The sequence below is a fragment of the Mycobacterium xenopi genome, assembly GCF_009936235.1.
In the GTDB taxonomy this organism is placed as follows: domain Bacteria; phylum Actinomycetota; class Actinomycetes; order Mycobacteriales; family Mycobacteriaceae; genus Mycobacterium; species Mycobacterium xenopi.
In genome coordinates this window covers 4,597,069-4,621,377 of sequence record NZ_AP022314.1, presented here as the reverse complement: position 1 = coordinate 4,621,377, position 24,309 = coordinate 4,597,069, and the positions used below count along the sequence as shown (strand labels likewise).

Genomic DNA, 24,309 nt, shown 5'->3' with positions numbered 1-24,309 from the left:
CTGAACTGGGACAATACGAGTGCTGAGGCCGCATTTGTCCATAGTCCGGGAAGGCACTTTCGATGCACTCATCGTATACGTTCACCACCGGATCGGCGGTGTTTGACGAGCAGAATCTGCTGTCGGCGGCCGGGTTGGTGCCAGTGCTGGAACTGGCTGAGCAGACCGGTCTTTCGGAATTGATCAACGAGCGCGTGGATCTGCCGTCGACTCGGGTGAAGTCCGGCGCGGTCAACCCGGCTGGCAAGCTGACCTCGATCGTCGCCGGGATGATGTGCGGCGCGGACAGCATCGATGATGCCAATGTGCTGCGCGCCGGCGGCACACCCCGGGTGTTCAACGAGGTATATGCCCCATCGACGTTGGGGATCTTTTTGCGCGAGTTCACCTTCGGGCATACCAAACAACTCGCCGCAGTGGCCCGCGAGCATCTGATCGCACTGGCGGCGCGCACCCGCTGCTGGCTGGCGCCGACGAGCGGATGTTTTTGGACATCGACTCGCTGCTGCGCCCGGTCTACGGCCACGCCAAGCAGGGCGCCTCCTTCGGTCATGCCAAGATCGCCAGCCGCGCGCTGCTGCGGCTGGGCCTGTCCCCACAGATCACCACCATCTCCACGGCGACCGCCGCGCCGGTGATCGCCGAGGCGCAGCTACGGAGCGGCAAAGCCGCCTCCGGGCGCGGTGCCGCATACCAGCTCAAGCAGGCGATCACCACCGCGAAAGCGATCAACCCCGACGCGCCGATCCTGGTGCGCGGCGACTCAATGTTTGGCACCAAGAAAGTGATCACCACCTGCATTCAGCGAGGCGCCGAATTCTCCCTGTCGATCAGCCGCAACAAGCGCATCAACGCCGCGATCGCCGCCATCGACGAGGCCGCCTGGACCCCGGTGCACTACCCGGGCGCGGTCGAAGACCCCGACACCGGGGCGTTGATCTCCGATGCCCAGGTCGCCGAAACCCCCTACACCCTGCGCCTGGCCCGCGGCCGAACACTGACCGTGCGGCTGGTAGTGCGCCGGGTCAAAGACGCCCGCCACCTGGATGCGTTGTTTCCGGTGTGGCGCTATCACCCGTTTGTCACCAACTCCGCGCTGCCGGTCGACCAGGCCGATATCACCCACCGACGCCACGCCATCATCGAAACCACCTTCGCCGATTTAATCGACGGCCCACTGGCACACATCCCGTCGGGGCTGTTCGCGGCCAACTGCGCCTGGCTGGCCTGCGCGGTGATCGCCCATAACCTGCTGCGCGCCGTCGGCACCCTCGCCGGTGGCCACCATGCCGTGGCCCGCGGGGCTACCCTGCGCCGCGACCTGATCAACATCCCGGCCCGCTTCGCCGCCCCGGCCCGCAAACCAATGCTGCACCTACCCGCCCACTGGCATTGGCGAGCCAGATGGAAGGCCCTGTGGCACAACGTCATCGGTTACCCGATCGCGCAACCCCGCGCCGCCTGACCCCACCTTCCAAGCCCTGTCCGCCCCGCCATCCCAGGCCCGACCCAAGGAACCCAAAGGAAAGCTGGTACAGGCCAGCGGATCACCCACGCCCCACCGCGCCACACTCGGCCGCATCCCAAAACAACCGCGTCGACGGCAACACGAAATCACCCATCCACGGATTCAGGCTAAGTGTCTCGTCCGACAGCGCTGTCGGCCACGCGTGCTCGACCGCATGGCCCAGCGACTCGAGCAACGCCGCGGCGGACCGGGCGGCGGCCGTGCACTCGGGCGCGACGGCGCTGCCTCGCGGGTGGTGGTCGAGCAGGCCGATGCGCAACCGGCCTGGCTCGGCGCCGACCTCGTCGATATAGGGCCGCGACGGCGGCGGCGCTATCACCGTGTCGCCGATGCCGGGTCCCCGAACAGCGTCGAGCAGGGCCGCGGTGTCGCGCACCGTGCGGCTCACACAATGTTCGACCCCGAGCGCGGTTTCGTCGCGGATCGGGCCGAGCGTTGTTCGGCCCTGGCTTGGCTTTAGACCGACCAGCCCACAGCACGATGCGGGAATGCGAATCGACCCGCCGCCGTCGCTGGCGTGCGCGAACGGCACCAGGCCACTGGCCACCGCGGCCGCTGCGCCACCGCTGGATCCTCCAGGCGACCGACTGGTGTCCCATGGGTTGTGGGTGGGGCCCCAGGCGATCGGCTCGGTGGTCGGCACGCTCCCAAGCTCGGGGGTGTTGGTCCGCCCAGCGATCACTAAACCCGCGGCGCGGTAACGGCTAACGAGCGTGGTGTCCGCGTCGCAGATCACGTTCTCGTTCTTGAACGCGAGGTTGCCGTTGCTGATGCGCTGACCGGCGTACCCGGCGAACAAATCTTTGATGAGGAACGGCACGCCGCGAAACGGCCCGTCCGGAAGAGCACCGCGGGCGGTGTCGCGGGCGTGGTCGAACCAGCGGATGACGACCGCGTTGAGCTTTGGGTCGATGCGCTCAATGCGTTCGATCGCCGCTTCGAGCAGCTCGACCGGTGTCACCTCGCCCTTCTTGACCAGGGCGGCTTGGTCGACCGCATCCATCCAGCGGGTGTCATCGGCAAGTGAACTCACGCGGCTTGTTTAGCACGAGTTGGCGGGCATCATCGACACGCGAGCCAGTATTCGGATTCCGCACCACCACGTGCAATACGAGTTCTGTTGGCCGGCAACGTGATTGCTGGTGGCCCAACGGCGGCGGGCTACCAGCTACCAGACCTCGCCGTCGCGCCAATCGCACATCAAGCCCGCAGAGGTGTCCACGCTGATGCCGATCGGCAGCACGAATACCGCTCCGTCGGCCTCGGGCGTGCGGGTCGGCCCGGTCGGTGCCAGTACCGAAGTCGGGCCGCGCCACGGCAGCCAGCCGCGCAACGCGAACATGCGGCGGGCGCGGTCCGACGACTTGATCGCGCCGATTTGATAGGCGCCGCGCATCACCTGCTCGGCTGCGTCCAGCAGCGCAATCGCCAGTCCCTGACCGCGCCAATCCTCGCGCACCGCCACGCCTTCGACGTAGCCACAACGTAGCGCGGTGCCGCGATAGATCAGCCGACGTTGCACGACGGCGGCGTGCGCGATGATCGCGCCGCGATGCCAGATCAGGGCATGCATCCCGCCCAGGGCGTGCTCCCAGTCTGTGTCGGTGAATTCACCACCGAACGCCGCGCTGACCATGTCGCGGGCGCTGTGATACGTCTCGGTATCGAGGTCGGCCGTGTGGACCAGGCGGGCAGTGTGTACCTGGGTGCGCACACTGCCTGGTTTACCAGGTTGACGCGCCGACGGCAGCGGAAGCCAGCTCAGGACCGCGTCGCGAGCGCGACCGCGACCAATGCAGCCGCACGTATTGGCCTGGGCGGATCTGGGCAACTTTGTCGATGTCGTCCGCGGCGATGACCCCAGCCACCGGATAGCCCCCGGTGACCGGATGGTCGGGGCCCAGGATGACCGGTAAGCCGTTGGGCGGCACCTGGATCGCGCCGCGGGTGACGCCCTCGCTAGCCAGCTGGCGATCCGGCCAGCGGTACCGCAGGGGTCGCCCCTCCAACCGCATTCCCACCCGGTCGCTGCGGTCGGAAGCCATCCAGATCGTGCGGACCAAGGCGTCGGGATCGACCACCCAGTCATCGCGCGGCCCCGGCACCACCAGCAGTTCGACCAGATGCTCCTCGATCGCCGCGACCGGGGCCTGCTCGAGTTCGGGGTAGTCGTCGGTGTGTCCGCCGACGGGCAGCACGTCTCCAGGCCGCAGTGGCGGCGGTCCGATCCCGGACATTACGTCGTAGCTGCGTGACCCTAGCACCGGTGTCACATCTAGCCCCCCGCGCAGGGCCAGATACGTGCGAACCCCGGTACGGGGGATACCCATCGAGATGATATCTCCGTCACGAACATGCTGAATACTGTTGATGCCGAATGCAATTCCATTAACTGAGGGAGTGGTGTCGGCTCCGGTCACCGCGATGTCGACGCCGCCGCCGCGGACTCGGGCGGCGAATCCACCGAAGGTGACCTCAATGGTGGCGCGGTCGTCGGGGTTTGCCACCAGGCGGTTGGCCAGCGTGTGTGAGCGGCGGTCGGCGGCCCCGGAACGGGTGACACCGAGGTGGGCCAGACCGACCCGTCCGAGATCTTCGACAAGGGCCAGCGGTCCGGTGCGCAAAATTTCCAGGGTTGTCACGGTTGGTCTCCTATGCGGCTCGGAACTGGACCCACATGCCCGGTGTCAATAGCGCCGGGTTAGGACGATCGATATCCCACAGCACTGCATCGGTGTGGCCGATCAGCTGCCATCCGCCCGGTGCTCGGCGTGGGTAGATCCCGCTGAATTCGCCGGCCAGGCCCACCGAGCCGGCGGGCACCGCGGTCCGCGGCTCCGAGCGGCGGGGCACGTTGAGGCGCGGATCGCCGCCGACGAGATACGCGAAACCCGGCATGAAGCCCGCGAAACCCACCAGCCAGGGTGTCGCGGTGTGTGCGTTGATGACCTGGGCGGTGGTGAGCCCGGTGCGGTCGGCCACCTCGGCCAGGTCGACGCCGTCGTAGACGACGTCGATCACCATGTCGACACGGCCGTCGGGCGGGGCGGTCTCGATCGCGCGGGGGTTGATCTGCAACCTGCGCAGCCGGTGGCGAGTGACCCCCTGATAGCGATGTCCGTCGAGCTTGACCAACACCGTGCGGGCAGCCGGAACGATGTCGAGCACACCGGGCAACGCGGCTTGGCGCAGCGCGGCTGTAGCCGCCAAAACCTCGGCGCTGCTGTCGAACTGCCACAGCAGCGCCTCGTCGCCGTAGTCGAATACGGTATCGGCCACGATCAGGTCGCTCACCACGCTCATTACTCGACGGTAACCCCAGGCTGGACGCCCGACGAGAAATTTTCGAGCACTGCCAGAGGTGCCTTACCGAACGCTCAGACGGCCGCCCGGCGGCTCGGCGGAAAGCGCTAAGCGGCCACGATTTTGGCGATCAGCGCAGGCAACTGGTCGGCCACCAGGGGGTAGCTGAGCGGCGAGGCGAAAGCGATCGCGCCGGCCTGCTCCTTGGTGGTGAAGACGCTGCGCGCGCGCTGGGCCGCCACATCGGCGTTGGCCAGCAGCGCCTGCTGGTCGTCCGGGCTCTCGGTGGTCCAGATCAGGACGTCGGCGGATTCGAGGACGGGCCTGACCTGGTCGCGGGGAACGAACGCGCGCTGCCGATCGACGGCGAATGCGGTGACGCTGTCGGAGACGACCAAACCCATTAGGGTCAAAAACTCGGTTCGCCAGCCAGGCAGCATCGCCACCAGGCTGTTTTGGTGGAGCGTGCCTTGCAGCAAGAGCACCTTCTTGCCGCGAAACTGTGGGTTCTGTTCGGCGACGCCGCGGAACTTGGCGTCGACGCCGTCGATCAACGCCCGCATCTGGTCGGCTTGAAACACCGCTTGGCCAACCGCGGTCGCCTGCTCCTTCCACGGCTCGAAGAATGCGTCGCCGTCGGATTGCGGGACCGTGGGCGCGATCGCCGAGAGCTTCTGGTAGGTGTCGGCGTCCACACCGGCGTTGACCGCCACAATCAGGTCGGGTTTCAGGCCGGCAATGCGGTCGAGCTGTATTCCGTTGTCCAGGTTCAACACAACCGGTTGGGCGCCGCCGAGCTTGGGCTGCGCCCACGGCCACACCGCGAATGGTTGGTCGCCGAACCAGTCGGTCACCGCGATCGGCACCACTCCCACCGCGAGCAGGTCATCATGCTCGGTATAGCCGGCGCTGACCACCCGTTTGGGCGGGGCAGGGATGGTGGTCTCACCAAAGATGTGGCTGATCGTGACGGGCCCTCTACCCCTGGCGCCGGGGCTGGCTTGGTGCGACGAACAGGCCGCTGCCACGCCGGCCGTGAGCAGACCTGCGGCACCGAGGAATCCGCGCCGACTCCATTGGGTTGCCATCGCTACCTCAGCGGCATGCCGGCTTCGATGAAGTCCATGACGCGCAAGGCCAGCTCGGGGGTGACCGGGCCACCGTCGGAAGCGGCCATCATCGCACCGGTCGCAGCGCCGGCCAAGACGCGGATGTCGAAATCGCTTGGGTCGCGGCCGATTCGGCGGCTGACTGCTTCGGCGATGACAGTGACGGTGCGCAAATACTCGTCATACAGCGCGGCCTTGAGTTCAGGTATCGAGAAGATCAGCCGCTGGCGCCTGGTTTCGAATTCCCGTTGCTCCTCGGACATGTTGGCCATGACCGCCGCGTACGCGCCGCGAAAAGCCTGGATGGGCGAAAGCTCGGGCGGCTGTTGGGCGTAGGCATCCAGAATCAGCGGGTCGAGGTCGTCGGCCAGGAGCACGGATTCCTTTGACGGGAAGTACCGGAAGAAGGTGCTTGGCGATACCTCGGCGGCCTCGGCGATCTGCTCGACGGTAGTGGCGGCGTAGCCGTTCTCCTCGATCAGCCGGATCGCCTCCCGCCTGATCGCTTGACGGGTCTTGAGCTTCTTGCGTTCCCGCAGACCTAGGGGCTGCCCAGTCGTCTGCATGCCGCAATTGTCGCGCATGGCACGGTTCAGCGGCGCCACTGCGCGCCCGTGTACCCGTCCCACGGGCTGTAGTCGGCGATCAGTTCCTCCTGCGGGGGACGCTGGTCGGGCGGCACATGCTGCAGGTTGATCCGAATCCGGTACCAGATCGAGCTGGGCCCACGCATGCCGTCGACCAACACGTCAGCAGGCTGCAGCCGGTCGGCCGCGGCGGGGTATCGCTCGCGCCAGGTGTCGAGCGCGGCCATCGCCTCGTCTTTGGTTTTGGTGCGGGCGATCTCGATGAGCGGCATGGTCGGCACGCGGCGGCCGTCTCGGCCGCGGCGGGCTTGTTTCGGCGGCTTCTCGGCAGGTCCTAGCTTGTCGGCCAGGTCAAGCAGCGTTTCGAGCCCCCCAGCTGTCTCGTCCATGCCTGCCCACGGGTCGCCGATGTCGGCGAACCGCTGCGGCACCGTCGTCATGGTGAACGCCTCGGGCCGGCAGCCGGGCACCTCGTCCCAGCTCAGCGGCGTCGATACCCGGGCATCGGGTGTGGCCCGCACCGAGTATGCCGACGCGACGGTGCGGTCTTTGGCGTTCTGGTTGAAGTCGACGAACACCCCTTGGCGTTCTTCCTTCCACCAGCGAGCGGTCGCCACATCGGGCGCGCGCCGCTCGACCTCGCGGGCCACCGCTTGGGCGGCCAGGCGTACCTGCCGAAACGACCAGCGTGGCGCGATGCGCGCATAGATATGGAAACCCCGCGATCCCGATGTCTTCGGCCAGGCTGTCAACCCGTGCTCGTGGAGCACGTCGCGGGCGACCGCTGCCACATCGAGGATCTGCGGCCACTCCACGCCCGGCATCGGGTCGAGGTCGACGCGCAGCTCGTCGGGGTGGTCGAGATCCTCGGCGCGCACCGGATGCGGGTTGAGGTCGATGCACCCCAGGTTGATCACCCACGCCAGCCCGGCGGCGTCGCGGATGACCGCCTCTTTGGCCGAGGTTCCCGACGCGTAGCGCAGTTCAGCCACGTCCACCCAATCCGGACGTTTGGCTGGCGCGCGCTTCTGGAAGATCGCTTCTTGGTCGATTCCCTTGACGAACCTTTTGAGGATCATCGGACGCCCGGCCACGCCCCGCAATGCGCCCTCGGCCACGCTCAGGTAGTAGCGGATCAGATCGAGCTTGGTGAGCTCAAGTCCGGGAAACACCATCTTGTCCGGATGGGTCACGGTGACCCGGCGTCCGTTCACCTCCAGCGACACCGGCCCGGCCATGCCGCTCATGGTAATTTCCCGGCCTCATTGAGACCCCGGTCACATATTGTGGGCGTATGCCTAAGCTCGCTGACCTGCTGCCCTGGAATGCGGCGGCCAAAGCCAGGCAGTATGCCGATCGTGGCTTGGCCGAACTGCACTACCTCCGCAAAATCATCGAATCCGGAGCGTTGCGGCTGGAGCCGCCACTGAACTACGCGGCGATGGCCGCCGACATTCGGCGCTGGGGCGAGCTCGGCATGTTGCCGGCGGTCAATGCCCGGCGCGCGCCGAACCGGGCGGCGATCATCGACGACGAGGGCACATTGACCTACAAAGAACTCGACGAGGCGGCCAACGCGGTTGCCCACGGCCTGCTCGGTAAGGGCGTGCGCGGCGGCGACGGGGTTGCGATCCTGGCCCGCAATCATCGGTGGTTTTCCATTGCGGAATACGGGTGCGCGCGGGTCGGGGCCCGCATCATCTTGCTCAACAGCTCGTTCTCTGGCCCGCAGATCAAGGAAGTAACCGAGCGCGAAGACGCCAAACTGCTCATCTACGACGACGAATACACCAACGACGTCAGCAAAGTTGACCCCCCGCTCGGCAAGCTGCGGGCACTGGGCGGCAACCCGGACTCCGATGAACCCTCGGGCAGCACCGACGAAACGCTGGCCGAGCTGATCGCGCGCAGCAGCAAGGAGCCAGCGCCCAAGGCCACCAAGCATTCGTCGATCATCATCCTGACCAGCGGCACCACCGGTACCCCGAAGGGGGCCACCCGCAGCACCCCGCCCACCCTGGCGCCAATCGGCGGCATCTTGTCGCACGTGCCGTTCAAGGCCGGTGAGGTGACGTCGCTGCCGGCGCCGATGTTTCACGCCCTGGGCTTTTTGCACGCGACCATCGGGATGTTCCTGGGCTCGACGTTGATCCTGCACCGCAAGTTCAAGCCCGCCGTGGTGCTCCAGGACATCGAAAAGCACAAGGCGACCGCGGTGGTCGTCGTTCCGGTGATGCTCTCGCGGATGCTCGACGCGCTGGAAAAGATGGAGAGCAGGCCCGACCTGGCGAGCCTGCGGATCGTGTTCGTCTCCGGCTCGGCGCTGGGCGCCGACCTAGCCGAACGTGCGCTCAAGGAGCTCGGCCCCGTCGTCTACAACATGTACGGCTCGACCGAGGTCGCGTTCGCCACGATCGCCGAGCCCAAACATCTGCAGTTCAATTCCTCAACCGCCGGACCGGTCGTCAAAGGGGTCAAGGTCAAGATCTTCGACGACAACGGCAACGAGTTGCCGCGCGGCGAGGTCGGGCGGATCTTCGTCGGAACCAGCTTCCCGTTCGAGGGTTACACCGGCGGCGGCGGCAAGCAGGTCATCGACGGACTGCTGTCCTCCGGCGATGTCGGCTACTTCGACGAGCACGGCCTGCTGTACATCAGCGGCCGTGACGACGAGATGATCGTCTCCGGCGGCGAAAACGTGTTCCCCGCCGAAGTCGAGGACCTCATCAGTAGTCACCCCGACGTCAAGGAGGCCTCCGCGATCGGTGTCGACGACAAAGAGTGGGGCCAGCGGCTGCGTGCCTTCGTGGTGAAGAAGGAGGGCTCCGACATCGACGAGGACACCATCAAACGCTACGTGCGTGATCATCTGGCCAAGTACAAGGTGCCGCGGGAAGTGATTTTCCTCGACGAGTTACCGCGCAACCCTACCGGCAAGATCCTCAAGCGTGAGCTGCGCGAAATGCAGGTTTAGTAGACGTTAAACAGGCGCGAAAACCCCAATTTCGTTGCGAAATGAGAGTTTCGCGTCCGTCTAAGGGTCGCGGGGGAGACCGAGCAGCCGCTCGGCGATGATGTTGAGCTGCACCTCCGACGTGCCGCCGTAAATTGTGGTGGCCCGGCTAGCCAGCAGGTATTGGCCCCACTTGCCAGCCAGCTCCTCGGGGTCGCCGATCGCGGCGTCGGTGCCGAACGTCGACACGGCGAACTCGGCATAACCCTGAGCGGTACGCATCGACAACAGTTTGGAGATCGCCGCCGAGGGCATCGCGTCCCCGCCGGCCAACGTCAACAGCGTCGAACGCATGTTGAGCACCTTGGCGGCATGCCCCTCGGCGATCAGCTGCCCACCGCGGTTCTGCGCGACCTGGTCGAACTGGCCGTCGCGAAGGAAGCCGACAAACTCGTCAAGGTTGGCCAAAAACGGTGCCTCGCTACTGCCGATCGACACCCGCTCAGCGGTCAACGTATTGCGGCTGACCTCCCAACCCCTGTTCACCTCACCGAGCACGCAGTCGTCGGGCACGAAAACGTCATCGATGAAGACGGTGTTGAACATCGCGCCGCCGGTCAACTCGCGCAACGGCTTTACTTGCACGCCTTCACTTTTCATGTCCAGCAGAAAGTAGGTGATCCCGTTGTGTTTCGGCGCGCTGGGATCTGTCCTGGCCAGCAGCGCCCCCCAGTCGGAGAACTGCGCGGCGGTGGTCCAGATCTTCTGCCCGGTGATGCGCCAGCCGCCCTCGGTACGGGTCGCCTTGGTGGCCAGCCCGGCCAGATCGGACCCAGCACCGGGTTCGGAAAACAGTTGGCACCAAGTCATTTCGCCGCGGAACGTTGGCGGAATGAACCGCTGCTTTTGCTCCTCGGTGCCGAATGCCACGATCGACGGGATGATCCACGACGCGATCCCGATCTGCGGGCGCTTGACCCGGTCGACGGTGAACTCCTGCTCGATGATGATCTGCTCGACCGGGCTGGCCGCGCGGCCCCACGGCTTGGGCAGATACGGCAACACCCAGCCGCCCTCGGCGATCGCCGCTTTGCGTTCTTCGCGCGGCATCGCCTTGAGCGCGGCGACCTCGGCGCGGATCTCGGCGCGCAGCTTCTCGGTCTCCGGGTCCAAGTCGATGTTGAGCTGGCGCATCCCGGTGCTGGTCGCGGTGTCGACCACCCGCTGCGGGTAATCGGTGCGGCGACCGAAGGACGCGGCCAGTATCAGCGCCCGCCGGTAGTAGACGTTCGTGTCGTGTTCCCAGGTGAAGCCGATGCCGCCGTGCACCTGGATGCAGTCCTGCGTGCAGCGCTGCGCGGCGGCCGGGGCCAAGGTGCCAGCCACCGCGGCAGCGAATTCGACCGCGGAACTTGCAGTGTCCCAGTTGCTTTCGCGTGCCTCATCAATCGCGCGGGCAGCGTCCCACACCGCGGCGGTGGCCCGCTCGGTATCGGCGATCATCTCCGCGCACTTGTGCTTGACGGCCTGGAACTGGCCGATCGGCCGGCCGAACTGTTCGCGGATCTTGGCGTATTGCGACGCGGCGTCGGTGGCCCACCGCGCCACCCCAATGGCCTCCGCCGACAACAGTGTCGATATCAGCGCGTGCGCGGCGGCCATGCTCAGGTTGCTGAGCAGGGCGTCGTCTCCGACCTCGACCGCATTGGCGCGCACGTGGGCGATCGGGCGCAGCGGATCGATGCTTTTGACCCGCTCGATCTCCAGCTGCTCGGCATGCAGCACGATCCACTCTTCGCCGCTGTCGATCGCCACCGGCAGCACCAGCACCGAGGCTTCGGCTGCGGCGGGGACCGCCCGCACCTCGCCGCGGATGACCAGCCCGTCGCCGTGCCGGGTGGCCGTCAGCCCCGGGCCCAGGGCGTATGCGGCGATGGCCGCGCCGGAGCTTAGCTCGGCGAGCACCTTGGCGTGTGGGTCATGCGCGGAGATCAACGCGCTGGCGATCGCCGACGGCACGAACGGGCCGGGCACCGCGCCGTAGCCGAATTCAGCCAGCACGATCGCCAACTCGAGGATTCCGAAACCCTGACCACCGACCGATTCCGCCAGGTGGACACCCTGCAGCCCCTGCTCGGCGGCGGCCCGCCAGTACGGCGGCGGATTCTCGATCGGCGTCTCTGGCCCTGTTTCCATGGCCGCGTGCAGCACCTCCGACGGCGCCACCCGCGCTACCAGGGACCGCACGGAGTCGGCCAAGTCTCGATGCTCAGGAGTGATTGCGATCGGCATTGCTCGCCTTCCCTCGGTGACGTCCCCCTCAATCTAATAACCGGTCGGTTGGTTGACCACATGCACCATTGGCCACCGCGGCAGTGACACCGGTCGGCAATCTCAGCGCCACCGCTTGGCGATCCACTTGGCGATGGTGTCGGCCTGCTCGCTGCGCGCCCCAGGGGTGGTGAAGTAGTGGTCGGTGTCGATCGAGACCTGGGTCTTGTCGACGCTGCCGAGCCCGTCGTAGATACGTTGGGCATCCGAGGGGAACACACCGGTGTCGGCCTCGGCGTTGATCACCAGCGCCGGGCAGGTGATGCGGGCCAGGTGCGGCTCGGCCCGGGTCTGTGCGGTTCGTAGGCTCCACATGCCAAGCCAGTTGCGCAGCGTGCACGCAGCCGCGATCCCATGCGCGGAGCGGTTGGCCTTGACCGGGACGCCGGCATAACACATGTTCGGCTGACGCTTGGTGGGCTCGATCGTGGGATCGACCATGCGCGGATCGGCCCATGTCCGCATCACCGCGAACGGGCGGTCGGAAAACCCGGCCGCCCGAATCCTTTTCAGCTCTCGTTCGGCCCAGTCGGTGATGGCGTGGTTGCGGGCCACTTGCGCCGCCCGATAACGACTGAGGAATTCCGGCGAGTACGGCGGGCCGTTGCGTTCGTTGAACAGGTCCAGTTCGGGATCGGTGGCAACCGGGTCGTTCTCGTCGACGACGGCCGCGTCCATCCACGCGGTCAGCACGTCGGGACGCCCGGGATGCGCGGCGCTGGCGACATAGCCGTCGGCGGGGAGCAGGTCGTTGAGCCCGGCCGCGGCCCGCATGCCGGGCAGCGGGGTCACGTTCGGCTCCACCGCCTGCGACTGGTAAGCGGCCATCAACGACCCGCCGCCCGAATTACCCAGCAGCACAACGGTTTCTATGCCTTGCACTTCACGCAGCCAGCGCACACCCACACCGATGTCGACCAGGGCGTGGTCGAGCAGGAAACTGCTCTCAAAACCGCGAAACCGCGTGTTCCAACCCAGGAATCCGATGCCGCGGGTGGCCATGTAGTCGGCCAGATAGTGCTCGGAGAAGTCGATTTGGTAGTGCGTGGCGATCATAGCCACCTTCGGCTTGCGCCCGACTCCGCGGTGATATAGCCCCTGGCACGGGTGCCCGCCGGCCCCAGCGCGCCGGGCGGTGGGAGAAGGCAGCCCGATGAACTCCCGGATCACCCCCGGCGTCCCCGCTGCGTGAGTCATCTCAGCCAACCTCCTTGCAGTGAATGGCCCGTTAAAAAGGCGGGAATCGCGCAGACGTCGGTCCAGTGCTGCGCGGGCCTGGCCCGTGGCGGCAACGAGCACGAACAATTAGTCGGCAGCTCGGACACGGTCGACACCGCCGCGCCTCCTCTCATGGCGTTCCACGGATTATCGCGGGCTCGGGCAGGTTACGGCAGCGAAATTCGGCGAAGCGGGTGGTAACTTGGGCCCACGGTCGTAGAAAGTCCAGTCTTGCGCCTTGGGAGCCGACGGGAGCCGCGATGATCAAGCCGCACAACACCAACACCGAATTCGAATTGAGCGGGATCAACCATGTCGCGCTGGTGTGTTCGGACATGGCCCGCACCGTCGATTTCTACAGCAACATCCTGGGCATGCCGCTGATCAAATCACTGGACCTGCCGGGCGGCCAGGGGCAGCATTTTTTCTTCGACGCCGGCAACGGCGACTGCGTGGCGTTCTTCTGGTTCGCCGACGCCCCGGATCGGGTCCCCGGCGTCTCCTCGCCGGCGGCCATTCCGGGGATCGGTGATATCACCAGCGCGGTCAGCACCATGAACCACTTGGCATTTCATGTCCCGGCCGAGAAATTCGACGCCTACCGCCAACGGCTCAAGGACAAAGGGGTACGTGTGGGTCCGGTGCTCAACCACGACGAAAGCGAGATGCAGGTTTCGCCGACGATGCACCCCGGAGTCTATGTACGCTCGTTCTACTTTCAGGACCCCGACGGAATCACGCTTGAGTTCGCTTGTTGGACAAAGGAGTTCAGCGAAAGCGACGCACAAGCGGTGCCGAAGACCGCGGCTGACCGGCGGGTGCCAGCCGCGCGGTAGCGTCGGCTAGTTGCGGTACAGGCTGGGGTCGGCGAGCTCGTCGAGCAACGACGCCAGGTGGTCGACGAGCTGTTCTGCGCTGAGACCCACCTGGCCGGCCAGCCAGGCACTGAGGGTTTGGCCGACCCCGCCGACGACGAAATGCGCTGCGGCCTTGATGCGGTCGTTTTCCGGCATCCGCAGTGCGCTGCCGACGTGTTGTCCGGACAACATCGCGAACAGCGCGCTGGACTCGACACGTTTGCGCACCAGCACCACGTTGGCCAGGTGTGCGCTGAACAGCAACCGCCCGACGCGGGGATCGTCGGCAATGGTCCGCACGATATTAGCCATGCCCGCGCGGGTCTGTTCGCGGGGCGGGACGGCCGCGACCGCCGCCTGGGTGGTGGCGGCCAGATCGGCGACTACCCAGTCGAAGACCGCGCTGACGAACTCGTCCTTGTCGGCGAAGCTTTCGTAGAAGTAGCGGGCGGCCAGGCCGGCGCGACGGCAAATTCCACGGACCGTCACCTCGCGCGCATGATCGGAGCCCAGGAGATCCAGGCCAGCGGAGAGCAGCCGTCGACGGCGCTCGGCGAGTCGGGCGGCGGCGTCGACGCCGCGGTATGGCCGCAGTTGCGTGGTTTCGGCTAATCCGGGTTTGGCGGCCATGGGCACCATCTTGACATCGGGGCCCGGAGCGCGGCAATATCAGGAAACGAGCGTTCTCACAATTTGCGCGGGCAGGTGGGGCATGTCGGTTAGCGAATCCATCCAGCACGTCGAGCGCGCGATCGCCGACCCGCCCGTCGGGAAGCCGGCGCGTCCAAATGCGCGGCGATCGGGTTTCGACGACGGCTTGATGGGAGTGGCGCTTTTGGCCGGGCCGGCCAACGTGATCATGCAGCTGGCGCGGCCGGGTGTGGGCTATGGCGTGCTGGAGAGCCGCGTGGAAAGCGGCCGGGTGGATCTGCATCCGATCAAACGTGCTCGCACGACGTTCACCTATCTTGCGGTGGCCACCGCGGGCACCGAGGCGCAGAAGGCGGCTTTCCGCCGCGCGGTCAACCGCGCGCATGCCCAGGTGTACTCGACACCCGAGAGCCCGGTCCCCTATAACGCCTTTGACCCCGAGTTGCAGCTGTGGGTGGGGGCGTGCCTGTACAAGGGCGCCGTCGACGTGCACCGCATCTTTGTCGGCGAGATGGACGACGAGGAGGCCGAGCGCCACTATCGCGAGGGGATGGCGTTGGGCACCACGCTGCAGGTGCCCCCGGAGATGTGGCCGCCCGATCGGGAGGCCTTCGACAAGTACTGGCGCGAGTCGCTGGACAAGGTGCATATCGACGACGCGGTGCGCCAGTACCTGTATCCCATCGCCGCGGGCCGGCTGCCTGGCAAGACGCTGCCCGGCCCGCTGCAGCGCTGGTCGGACGGTATCGCATTGCTGATCACGACGGGCTTTCTGCCGCAACGGTTTCGCGACGAGATGCGGTTGCCGTGGGATGCCGCCAAGCAGCGCCGATTCGACCGGCTCATGGCCGTGCTGCGCACAGCGAACCGCCTGATGCCGAACTTTGTGCGGCAGTTCCCGTTCAACGTGTTGCTGTGGGACCTTGACCGGCGGATCAGGACGGGCCGCCCGCTCGTTTGACCTCCTGGCTGTCGGGAGTTAGCGATCTGCTAAACAACCGGCGGTAGGGTGGGTCGAGTGCGTAGCGAAGGCGATACCTGGGACATCACGACAAGTGTCGGTTCGACCGCGTTATTCGTGGCCACCGCACGAGCATTGGAAGCACAAAAGCCCGACCCGTTGGCTGTCGACCCGTTCGCCGAGGTTTTCTGCCGAGCGGTGGGTGGGCCCTCTGCCGAGGTGCTCGACGGTAGGGCGCCCGAACACCCACTCAAGACAACCGATTTCGGCGAACATTTCGTCAGCTTCCAAGGGGCCCGCACGAGGTATTTCGACAACTATTTCCGCCGCGCCGCCGATGCCGGCGTACGGCAGGTTGTCATCCTGGCTGCCGGGCTCGACTCACGTGCATACCGGCTGCCGTGGCCGGGTGGCACGACGATCTTCGAGCTGGACCAACCGCAGGTGCTCAAGTTCAAGCGCGAGGTCCTCGCCGAACGCGGCGACCAGCCCACGGCCGAACGCCGCGAGGTCGCGGTGGACCTTCGCGAAGACTGGCCGCAGGCGCTGCGCGACAGCGGGTTTGATCCCGCCAAACCTTCGGCGTGGATAGCCGAAGGTTTGCTGATCTACCTGCCCGCCAGCGCGCAGGAGGAGCTGTTCAAGGGGATCGACGTGATGGCCGCCCCAGGTAGCCATCTCGCCGTGGAGGACGGCGCACCGCTGCCGCAGGACGAGTTCGCCGCCAAACTCGAAGAAGAACGCGCCGCGGTCGCCCGGGGTGAACAGCGTCTGTTCTTTCAGTTGGTCTACAACGAGCAGTTCGCCCCGGCCGAGCAGTGGTTGGGCGAGCACGGCTGGACCGCGGTCGCTACCCCGCTGGCCGACTACCTGCGCGAGGTCGGCCGGCCGGTGCCAGGCCCGGATACCGAGGCCGGACCGATGATCGCGCGCAACACCCTGGTCAGCGCCATCAAGAACTGAGCCATCCCGGTCCGGCCTCCCAGCTGCCGGGCAGCATCGGCACGCTCGGATTGTTACCGAACTGGTCGCTTTGCCGACCTCGCCTTCAGCCAACCGGACAACGGCGTGGAAGTGATCGCTGCGACCAAGTGGGGGATTCGCGGAACCGGGGCGCCCGAATAGCCGACTACTTGAGCGGCATGCAACCGGCCGGGCCACTAATGGCACTCATTTTCATTAAGGGTTCGAGCTGAGGTATCGTCCCACCGAGCATGTCGAAAACCATTTTCATCACGGGACGCGCGCGCAACAGGTGCAGAAGGAGGCTCGCCATCCACTCTTCGGCAGCGGTAGACAACACACCTGGCGAGCCCGAGGTCGTGAATTGGGCCAACCAGCCATCTCGACACTTAGCTTATGCAATGCTAACTTCAGCGAAGTTAGGTAGCACTAACAAACCCAGGGAGGGTATGGGCCGTGGAAGGTGGTGACGTCGGGACGCTCGCGGCTCGTCCCGTGGTGGCTCGAGTAGACGGCGACGTCGTCAGCCGGTTCGCCACCTGTTGTCGGGCCCTGGGCCTGACGGTGTACGAGCGGCGCCGCCCTGCCGACCTTGCCGCCGCTCGTTCGGGGTTTGCCGCGCTGACCCGGATCGCACACGACCAGTGCGACGCCTGGACGGGGCTTGCCGCCGCCGGCGACGTCTCGACCTCAGTCCTCGAATCGATATCCCGCACCGTCGCGACCGCCGGGATGCTGCAACGCCAGATCGAATTGACGCCGGGCGCCTTGGGTTTTCAGTACGACACCGGGCTGTATTTGCGGTTTCGCGCCACCGAACCGGACGACTTTCACCTAGCCTATGCCGCGGCGCTGGCAGCGGACGGACGGTACGCCGACGCCCATCAACTGGTCGCCGGAACCCTCGAACGGCGGCCGAATTGGCGCGACGCCCGCTGGGTCTCGGCTGCCATCCACCACCGCGCCCAGCGCTGGTCGGATGTCGTCAAGCTGCTGACCCCGATCGTCAACGACTCTGACCTAGACGAGGTTTTCGCCCACGCCGCCAAGATCACGCTGGGAATCGCGCTGGCCAGGCTGGGCATGTTCGCGCCGGCCCTGTCGTATCTCGAGGAGCCCGAGGGCCCCATCCCCGTCGCCGCGGTCGACGGTGCGCTGGCCAAAGCGCTTGTTCTGCGCGCGCACGTCGACGAGGAAAGCGCCAGCGAGGTTCTGCAGGACCTGTATGCGGCCAACCCGGAAAACGAGGAAATCGAGCACGCCCTATCAGATCCCAGCTTCGGGATCGTCACCACCACCGCGGCACGCATCGAGGCCCGCACTGACCCGTGGGATCCTGAAACCGAGCCCAGCCCGGGCGATTTCGTCGACCCCGAAGCCAAAGAGCGCAAGCGTGTGCTGCTCGCCGAGGCCGAACGCGAACTCGACGAGTTCATCGGCTTGGACAAGGTCAAAGACCAGGTAGCCAGGCTTAAGAGTGCGGTGGCCATGGAGGTGGTGCGCAAGCAGCGCGGCCTCGAGGTGGCACAGCGCACCCACCACCTGGTGTTCGCCGGCCCGCCCGGAACCGGTAAGACCACCATTGCCCGAGTTATCGCCAAGATCTACTGCGGGCTGGGCCTGTTGAAAAAGGAGAACATCCGGGAAGTGCACCGGGCCGATTTGATCGGCCAGCACATCGGGGAGACCGAAGCCAAAACCAACGCGATCATCGACAGCGCGCTGGACGGCGTGCTGTTTCTCGACGAGGCGTACGCACTCGTGGCCACCGGCGCGAAAAACGACTTCGGTCTGGTCGCCATCGACACCCTGCTGGCCCGGATGGAAAACGACCGCGATCGGCTGGTGGTCATCATCGCTGGCTACCGCGCCGACCTGGACAAGTTCTTAGACACCAACCAAGGTCTGCGGTCACGCTTCACCCGCAGCATTGAGTTCCCGTCCTACAAGCCGGCTGAATTGATCGAGATCGCGAAATTCATGGCCGCCAAGCGCGACAGCGTCTTCGAACAGGCTGCCCTCGACGATCTCGAAGCGTTGTTCGCCCACCTGGCCGACATCTCCAAGCCCGACGCGGCCGGCGTTGAACGTCGTGGACTCGACATTGCCGGTAACGGCCGGTTCGTGCGCAACGTCGTCGAAAAGTCCGAAGAGGAACGGGAATTCCGGCTAGACCATTCTGAGCACGCCGAAACCGGCGAGTTCACCGACGAGGAGTTAATGACCATCACCGCCGAGGACGTCCGTAATTCGGTGGAGCCGCTGTTGCAAGGCCTCGGCCTGCTGGAGCTCGCATGACCAGGAATGAGCTAGACGACGAGCGCCGCTCGTTCGCGTCGCGTACCCCGGTCAACGAGAATCCCGACAAGGTGGTGTATCGCCGCGGCTTCGTCACCCGCCACCAGGTGACTGGTTGGCGATTCGTCATGCGGCGCATCGCTTCCGGCGTCGCCCTGCACGACACCCGCATGCTCGTCGACCCCCTGCGCACCCAATCGCGGGCGGTCCTGATGGGAGTGCTCATCCTCGTCACCGGTTTGATCGGTTGCTTTGTGTTCTCACTGATCCGGCCCGGCGGATCGGCGGGTACCAACCCCGTGCTGGCCGACCGGGCCACCGCCGCCCTGTATGTGCGGGTCGGCGACCAGCTTCACCCGGTCCTCAACCTCGCGTCAGCCCGGCTGATCGCTGGTCGACCGGTCAACCCCACCACGGTGAAAAGCACTGAGCTGGACAAGTTTCCGCGCGGCAACCTGATCGGTATTCCCGGGGCCCCAGAACGGATGGTGCAAAACACTTCCCAGGACGCGGACTGGACGGTGTGCGACACCATCAGCGGGCTCGGGCACGCCGCACACAGCACCGGTGTCACGGTCATCGGCGGGCCCCTGAACACCAGTGGGGCACGGGCCGCCGCGCTGGGCGCCGGGCAGGGCGTGCTCGTCGACAACGGCGCCGGCACCTGGCTGCTGTGGGACGGCAGGCGCAGCCGCATCGATCTGGCCGACCGCGCCGTCACCAACGCGTTAGGCCTGGGTACGGATGTGCCTGCCGCGCGGCCGATCGCGCCGGGTTTGTTCAACGCGATCCCGGAGACGCCGGCGCTGACGCCGCCGGCCATCCCGGACGCGGGCACCCCACCGCATTTCCCGTTGCCGCTGCCTGCCCCGGTCGGAGCGGTGGTCGTGGCTTATGCGGCCGACAACAGCATGCTGTACTACGCGATTCTGCCCGACGGATTGCAGCCGATCTCGCCGGTGCTTGCCGCGATCTTGCGCAACACCAATTCCTATGGCTTGGACCAGCCGCCCCGGCTGGGTGCCGATCAGGTTGCGCGGCTCCCGGTTTCGCGGATCCTGGACACCTCGCGCTACCCCGACCAACGGATCAGCCTGGTCGACGCTGCACGCGCACCGGTCACTTGCGCCTATTGGAGTAAGCCGGCCGGGGCTGCCACTAGCTCGCTGACAGTGCTGTCCGGGTCCTCGCTGCCGGTGCCGGACACGGTGCGCACCGTGGAGTTGGTCAGCGCCGGCGTCGGCGGGGCGGCGGCGCGGGTCGCGCTGACGCCTGGCCGTGGGTATTTCGCTCAGACCGTCGGCCAAGACGCATCCTCGCCACCGGCGGGATCACTGTTCTGGATCGCAGACACCGGTGTCCGCTACGGTATCGACACCGAACCCGGACCGTCTGGACACGCCAAAGCCGTTGAGGCGCTTGGCCTGAGCCCGCCGCCGGTGCCGATCCCGTGGTCGGTGTTGTCGCTGTTCGCACCCGGCCCGACGTTGTCACGCGCCGACGCGCTGTTGGCCCACGACGGGTTGCCGCCCGACTCTCGCCGCAGCCGCCAAGCTTCAGCCCAGCAGGAGACCCGATGAGCCGCCTGATTTTCGAGGCCCGCCGCCGGCTGCCGCCCCCCACGACCCGCCAGGGCACGATCACCATCGAGGCGCCCCCGGAACTACCGCGGGTGATCCCGCCGTCGCTGCTGAGGCGGGCGCTGCCGTACCTGATCGTGATCCTGATCGTCGGCATGATCGTGGCGATGGTGGCCACCGGGATGCGGCTGATTTCCCCCCAGACGCTGTTCTTCCCGTTCGTGCTGCTGCTGGCCGCCACCGCGCTGTACCGGGGCACCGACAACAAGACCCGCACCGAGGAGGTGGACGCCGAACGCGCCGACTATCTGCGTTACCTGTCGGTGGTTCGCGACAACATCCGCACCCAGGCCGCTGAGCAGCGTGCGGCTGCCGAATGGTCCCACCCCGACCCGGCGGAGCTGGCCAGCATCCCCGGCTCGCGACGGCAATGGGAGCGCGACCCGAACGACTCCGACTTTCTGGTGGTGCGGGCCGGCCGGCACACCGTGCCGCTCGCCACCTCGGTGCGAGTCAACGACATCGCGGACGAAATCGACTTAGAACCGGTGTGCCACAGTGCATTACGCAGTCTTCTGGACACTCAGCGTACGGTGCGTGACGTGCCGGTCGGAATCGACTTGGCCAAGGTTTCGCGGATCACCGTGCTGGGCGAGGCCGGCGAGGTGCGTGCCGTGCTGCGGTCCTTGATCGCCCAAGCGGTGACGTGGCACGACCCAACGGTGCTCGGGATTGCCTTGGCCACACCGGATTTGGAAGACGCGAACTGGTCATGGCTGAAGTGGTTGCCGCACGTCGACATTCCCGGGCAGCTCGACGGTGTCGGCCCGGCCCGCTACCTGTCGACCAACGCCGACGAGCTGTCCAGACTGCTCGGTCCGGCGCTAGCGGATCGCCCGGTATTCACCGGTGGCGCAACCGAAGCACTACGGCATCTGCTGGTCGTCGTCGACGACCCTGACTTCGACGTGAACGCCTCGCCGCTGGCGGCGGCCCGGGCCGGGGTTACCGTCATCCAGCGCTCGGCGACACCTCCGCACCGCGAACAGTATCCGGATCCCGAGCGCCCGATTCTGCGTATCGCGCACGGCCATATCGATCGTTGGCAGTCCGGCGGTTGGCAGCGCTACATCGATACCGCCGACCAGCTCGATGCCGACGAGGCCAGCCACCTGGCCCGGCAGCTGTCGCGGTGGGATTCCAATCCCACCCACGCCGGGCTGCGCTCGGCGGCCACCCGGGGCGCCACGTTCACCACGCTGCTGGGCATTCCCGATGCCTCGGCACTCGACGTGCCTGCGTTGTGGGCGCCGCGCCCGCGGGAGCAGGAACTCCGCGTCCCGATCGGGGTCACCGCGACCGGCGAGCCGCTGATCTTCGACCTCAAAGACGAAGCCGAAGGCGGGATGGGCCCGCACGGGCTGATGATCGGGATGACCGGCTCCGGTAAGTCGCAGACCTTGATGTCAATCCTGTTGTCGCTGTTGACAACCCACTCGGCGGACCGGCTCATCGTGATCTACGCCGACTTCAAGGGGGAGGCTGGCGCCGACAGCTTCCGCAACTTCCCCCAGGTCGTCGCGGTTATCTCGAATATGGCCGAGAAGAAGTCGCTGGCCGACCGGTTCGCCGAAACGCTGCGCGGCGAGGTGGCCCGCCGGGAGGTGCTGCTGCGAGAGGCCGGTCGGCGCGTGCAGGGCAGTGCATTCAACTCGGTGACCGAATACGAAAACGCGATCGCGGCCGGGCACGATCTCGCCCCGATTCCGACCCTATTCGTGGTCGCCGACGAATTCACGCTGATGCTGGCCGACCATCCCGAATACGCCGAACTCTTCGACACCGTGGCCCGCAAGGGCCGGTCGATGCGGATCCACATCCTGTTCGCCTCGCAGACCCTCGACGTGGGCAAGATCAAGGACATCGACAAGAACACCTCCTACCGAATCGCGTTGAAGGTGGCCAGTCCCGCGGTGTCCCGCCAGATCATCGGCGTCGAGGACGCCTACCACATCGAATCCGGCAAGGAGCACAAGGGTGTGGGCTTCCTGGTACCCGCACCTGGTGCGGCGCCGATCAAGTTCCGCAGCACCTACGTCGACGGTATCTATGAGCCGCCACGGACCACGAAAACCCTTGTGGTGCATGCCGCGCCAGAACCGAAGCTGTTCACCGCCGGGCGGGTCGAGCCGGATCCGGAGACAGTCCTCACCGCAGGCGACGAGGAAGAGCCAACCGGTCCGCCGCGCAAGCTGATCGCCACGATCGGCGACCAGCTGGCCCGCTACGGGCCCCGCGCGCCCGAGCTGTGGCTGCCTCCACTAGACGATCCCATCCCGCTCAACGCCGTGCTGGCGCGTGCGGCGATACCGCCAGGGCGATGGCGCTGGCCACTGGGTGAGATCGACAAGCCCTTCGAGATGCGCCGCGATCCACTGATTTTCGACGCGCTCTCCTCGGCCGGCAACATGGTTATCCATGGTGGCCCGAAGTCGGGGAAGTCGACCGCATTGCAGACGTTCATCCTGTCGGCCGCCAACTTGCATTCGCCCCGTGAAGTGACCTTCTACTGCCTGGACTACGGTGGTGGCCAGCTGCGAGTGCTGGAAGACCTGGCCCACGTGGGCAGCGTGGCTTCGCCGCTGGAACCCGAGCGCATCCGTCGCACCTTCGGTGAGCTCGAGCAACTGCTGCTGTCTCGCCAGCGACGGGAGGTCTTCAGGGACCGGCGAGGCAACGGCTCCGGGCCTGACGACGGCTACGGCGAGGTGTTTCTGGTCATCGACAACATCTACGCGTTCGGCCGCGATAACACCGACCAGTTCAACACCCGAAACCCGTTGCTGGCCAAGGTGACCGAGTTGGTAAACATCGGTTTGGCGTACGGCATCCACGTCGTGATCACGACTCCGAGCTGGCTGGAGGTGCCGCTGGCAATGCGCGACGGCCTGGGCTTGCGCCTGGAGCTCAAGCTGCACGACCCCCGAGACAGCAATGTGCGAGTTATCGGTGCGCTGCGTCGTCCGGCCGAGGCCGTGCCGGCCGACCAGCCGGGCCGGGGGCTGACGATGGCCGCCGAGCACTTCCTGTTCGCCGAACCTGAGCTCGACCAGATCGCGGAGATCAACGCCCGCTACCCGGGCGTCAGCGCACCGCCGGTGCGGTTGCTGCCGACGAATCTGCCGCCCAGCGCGGTCGGCGAGATCTATCCGGGCCGGGAGCGGGTGGTCATCGGCCAGCGGGAAGACGACCTGGCGCCGGTCGAACTGAACTTCGCCGAGAATCCACTGCTGATGGTGTTGGGCGACACCAAATCCGGAAAGACCACGCTGTTGCGCCACATCATCCGCACCGTTCGCGACCATTCCACTCCGGACCAGGTCGCGTTCACCGTGGTGGACCGCAGGCTGCACCTTGTCGACGAACCGTTGTTCCCCGACAACGAATACACGGTCAACGTCGACCGGGTGCTGCCGGTGATGCTGGGGTTGTCGGCGCTCATCGAGTCGCGCCGCCCGCCGACGGGCATGTCTGCGGCGCAGCTAACCAACTGGAGCTACCAGGGTCACACCCACTACCTGATCATCGACGACGTCGACCAGATACCCGATACCCCGGCCATGAGCGGCGCATTCGTCGGCCAGCGGCCGTGGACCAGCCTGGTCGGGTTGTTGTCGCAGGCTGGCGATCTGGGATTGCGGGTAATTGTCACGGCCCGCGCCACCGGGTCGGCGCATGCGTTGATGACCAGCCCGCTGCTGCGTCGGCTCAACGAACTCCAGGCGACCACGTTGATGTTGTCGGGCAACCCCCAAGACGGCGGGAAGATCCGCGGGCAGCGCTTCGCCCGACTGCCCGCTGGACGCGCAATCCTACTGGGCGACACCGATATTCCGACATATCTGCAGTTGGTCAACCCACTCGTTGACGAAAATGTGACCGTTGACGGTCGGTGAGATTCACCGAAAGG

Annotated in this window: 17 protein-coding genes and 1 pseudogene; 8 read left to right on the top strand and 10 right to left on the bottom strand. The window is 66.3% G+C overall.

Annotation, left to right across the window (positions count from 1 at the left end):
* Positions 1-62: 62 nt before the first annotated feature.
* Positions 63-1,465: pseudogene (locus MYXE_RS22180) on the top strand (IS1380 family transposase).
* Between the two features lie 82 nt (positions 1,466-1,547).
* Here the strand turns inward: MYXE_RS22180 and MYXE_RS22175 are convergent.
* From MYXE_RS22175 to MYXE_RS22145, 7 genes are all read right to left on the bottom strand, one after another.
* Positions 1,548-2,561, bottom strand: coding sequence for an amidase (locus MYXE_RS22175; RefSeq protein WP_232061682.1), 1,014 nt, complete (start codon positions 2,559-2,561; stop codon positions 1,548-1,550).
* Between the two features lie 135 nt (positions 2,562-2,696).
* Positions 2,697-3,242, bottom strand: a complete 546-nt coding sequence (locus MYXE_RS22170; protein ID WP_003922917.1) for a GNAT family N-acetyltransferase — start codon at positions 3,240-3,242, stop codon at positions 2,697-2,699.
* Positions 3,243-3,252: 10 nt separating this feature from the next.
* Positions 3,253-4,170, bottom strand: a complete 918-nt coding sequence (locus tag MYXE_RS22165; protein ID WP_003922918.1) for a 5-oxoprolinase/urea amidolyase family protein — start codon at positions 4,168-4,170, stop codon at positions 3,253-3,255.
* Positions 4,171-4,180: 10 nt separating this feature from the next.
* Positions 4,181-4,831, bottom strand: a complete 651-nt coding sequence (locus MYXE_RS22160) for a 5-oxoprolinase subunit B family protein (RefSeq protein WP_085197334.1) — start codon at positions 4,829-4,831, stop codon at positions 4,181-4,183.
* 107 nt (positions 4,832-4,938) lie between these two features.
* Positions 4,939-5,919, bottom strand: coding sequence for an ABC transporter substrate-binding protein (locus tag MYXE_RS22155; protein WP_085197336.1), 981 nt, complete (start codon positions 5,917-5,919; stop codon positions 4,939-4,941).
* A 2-nt stretch (positions 5,920-5,921) separates the two neighbouring features.
* Entirely contained in the window at positions 5,922-6,506 is a 585-nt protein-coding gene (locus tag MYXE_RS22150) for an acyl-CoA-like ligand-binding transcription factor (protein ID WP_039891287.1), read from the bottom strand.
* Between the two features lie 26 nt (positions 6,507-6,532).
* Positions 6,533-7,774, bottom strand: a complete 1,242-nt coding sequence (locus MYXE_RS22145; protein WP_161552142.1) for a DNA polymerase domain-containing protein — start codon at positions 7,772-7,774, stop codon at positions 6,533-6,535.
* Positions 7,775-7,821: 47 nt separating this feature from the next.
* Between MYXE_RS22145 and fadD2 the strand changes: the two genes are divergently transcribed.
* Positions 7,822-9,501, top strand: a complete 1,680-nt coding sequence (gene fadD2, locus MYXE_RS22140) for a long-chain-fatty-acid--CoA ligase FadD2 (RefSeq protein ID WP_085197338.1) — start codon at positions 7,822-7,824, stop codon at positions 9,499-9,501.
* Between the two features lie 60 nt (positions 9,502-9,561).
* Here the strand turns inward: fadD2 and MYXE_RS22135 are convergent, their stop codons facing one another.
* Both MYXE_RS22135 and MYXE_RS22130 read right to left on the bottom strand, forming a co-directional pair.
* Positions 9,562-11,772: an acyl-CoA dehydrogenase gene (locus tag MYXE_RS22135; protein WP_085197341.1), complete on the bottom strand. Its 2,211-nt coding sequence runs from the start codon at positions 11,770-11,772 to the stop codon at positions 9,562-9,564.
* Positions 11,773-11,874: 102 nt separating this feature from the next.
* The gene (locus MYXE_RS22130) at positions 11,875-13,008 is read right to left on the bottom strand and encodes an alpha/beta hydrolase (RefSeq protein ID WP_003922925.1); all 1,134 of its coding nucleotides are present in this window, start codon (positions 13,006-13,008) and stop codon (positions 11,875-11,877) included.
* Positions 13,009-13,289: 281 nt separating this feature from the next.
* Here MYXE_RS22130 and MYXE_RS22125 point away from each other — a divergent pair, with 281 nt between their 5' ends.
* The gene (locus MYXE_RS22125; RefSeq protein WP_085197343.1) at positions 13,290-13,865 is read left to right on the top strand and encodes a VOC family protein; all 576 of its coding nucleotides are present in this window, start codon (positions 13,290-13,292) and stop codon (positions 13,863-13,865) included.
* Positions 13,866-13,871: 6 nt separating this feature from the next.
* Here MYXE_RS22125 and MYXE_RS22120 read toward each other — a convergent pair whose 3' ends face one another.
* Entirely contained in the window at positions 13,872-14,516 is a 645-nt protein-coding gene (locus MYXE_RS22120) for a TetR/AcrR family transcriptional regulator (RefSeq protein WP_085197374.1), read from the bottom strand.
* A gap of 82 nt (positions 14,517-14,598) precedes the next feature.
* On the opposite strand from MYXE_RS22120, the gene MYXE_RS22115 reads away from it, so the two are divergent.
* From MYXE_RS22115 to eccCa, 5 genes are all read left to right on the top strand, one after another.
* Positions 14,599-15,498: an oxygenase MpaB family protein gene (locus tag MYXE_RS22115; protein WP_003922930.1), complete on the top strand. Its 900-nt coding sequence runs from the start codon at positions 14,599-14,601 to the stop codon at positions 15,496-15,498.
* 57 nt (positions 15,499-15,555) lie between these two features.
* Positions 15,556-16,461 (top strand): class I SAM-dependent methyltransferase, encoded by a 906-nt coding sequence (locus tag MYXE_RS22110; RefSeq protein ID WP_085197346.1) that lies wholly within the window; start codon positions 15,556-15,558, stop codon positions 16,459-16,461.
* Positions 16,462-16,917: 456 nt separating this feature from the next.
* Entirely contained in the window at positions 16,918-18,759 is a 1,842-nt protein-coding gene (eccA, locus tag MYXE_RS22105) for a type VII secretion AAA-ATPase EccA (RefSeq protein WP_085197348.1), read from the top strand.
* Positions 18,756-20,339, top strand: a complete 1,584-nt coding sequence (eccB, locus tag MYXE_RS22100) for a type VII secretion protein EccB (RefSeq protein ID WP_085197351.1) — start codon at positions 18,756-18,758, stop codon at positions 20,337-20,339. Before eccA ends, eccB begins: the two co-directional genes overlap by 4 nt.
* Positions 20,336-24,295: a type VII secretion protein EccCa gene (gene eccCa / locus MYXE_RS22095; RefSeq protein ID WP_085197353.1), complete on the top strand. Its 3,960-nt coding sequence runs from the start codon at positions 20,336-20,338 to the stop codon at positions 24,293-24,295. Before eccB ends, eccCa begins: the two co-directional genes overlap by 4 nt.
* Positions 24,296-24,309 lie beyond the last annotated feature (14 nt).